At 47.4% G+C, this 1098-nt stretch carries 1 protein-coding gene; it reads left to right on the top strand.

The window, feature by feature from the left end:
• The first annotated feature begins 225 nt into the window (after positions 1-225).
• The gene (locus tag C1752_RS28820) at positions 226-396 is read left to right on the top strand and encodes a hypothetical protein (protein ID WP_158535256.1); all 171 of its coding nucleotides are present in this window, start codon (positions 226-228) and stop codon (positions 394-396) included.
• Positions 397-1098 lie beyond the last annotated feature (702 nt).

The following is a 1098-nucleotide window of genomic DNA, read 5'->3' as shown; positions in this document are numbered from 1 at the left end:
AGTTGAATGACATTGAGACCCAGTGGCGGCAACTTAAGGCTCACGAAATAGCGGGGCAGATGTTTAGCAATGAGTACGATTTAGCGATTGCCGTCATCGAAGGGATGACCGCTCGAGGTGAAAAGGGAAAATACAAGGTACACCGTCTTAAGTTTAATTCCGCCTAGCTACTTAAAAGAAGGTGCCAATCCCTATAACTGTGAATATGTTTGGCCAGGGTTAGATTTGATCATTACTGGGCAAACGCAGCCTTCTACACTCCTAGATCACCTTACGCTTGAAGATTTCAAGGTTTCCCCTGAACTGCCACCCCTACCGCCAAACATGGTGGGTTGGAGTCTGAAGCTCTTACCCATTCTGGGAGCCTTGGCTTTGGGATGGACCATTGTCCACTGAGTATGAGTCCCAATTTCCGAAAACTACCCCAGTGCTTTGACTGCCGCCATACCACTCCGGCAATCTCTATCTCATCTGCGCCCTCCATCCCAGTGGTCCCAAGAGCGATCGCTGCAGTGACTTTGTTGAGATCGAGGGCATAACAGTAGAAGAACCATGGTCACCCGAGGGTTGGGCTTATGCTGGTGAGGGACTGCTGCTGATAACCACGAATGTTCTGCAGCAATTTGATAGGATTCATCCTATCGTGAGCGGGTGCTGTCCGAACTGTGGGCATGAGTATGATCGTGGGAATCCGCCAGTGGTGCATTGGAATTGCCCGAATTGTCAGTGGAAGGGCGACTGTATCTAGGCGATTGTTGTGCTTGAGTCCCTAGCCACACTGATTGGTTACTTAGGGAGAGCAATTCAAATATTAGTAGGACTCGTTAAACGTTCATGAAGAAATACTGAGATATCTCAATCCTCACTATTCGCGGACTACATAAGGATTAACCGTTTGAAGGATATTCACCTATGCAAAAGTTAGTCACGATTTATTTAGATCGCGAAGGCTATCGTATAAGAGGACAGAGTGACCTTGTCCCGAAAAAGTGGACAGTTAAGTTAGAGAGTCATCGGTTGTCCTAGATTAAGCCAGTACTGCTCTTCAAGCTGAACTGGAGCAAGATATCCAATGGTCGAATGAATACGCTGTCGGTT

This window comes from Acaryochloris thomasi RCC1774, assembly GCF_003231495.1.
In the GTDB taxonomy this organism is placed as follows: Bacteria; Cyanobacteriota; Cyanobacteriia; order Thermosynechococcales; family Thermosynechococcaceae; genus RCC1774.
Note: the sequence above shows the minus strand (reverse complement) of the source record. Positions and strands in the feature narration are given on the sequence as shown.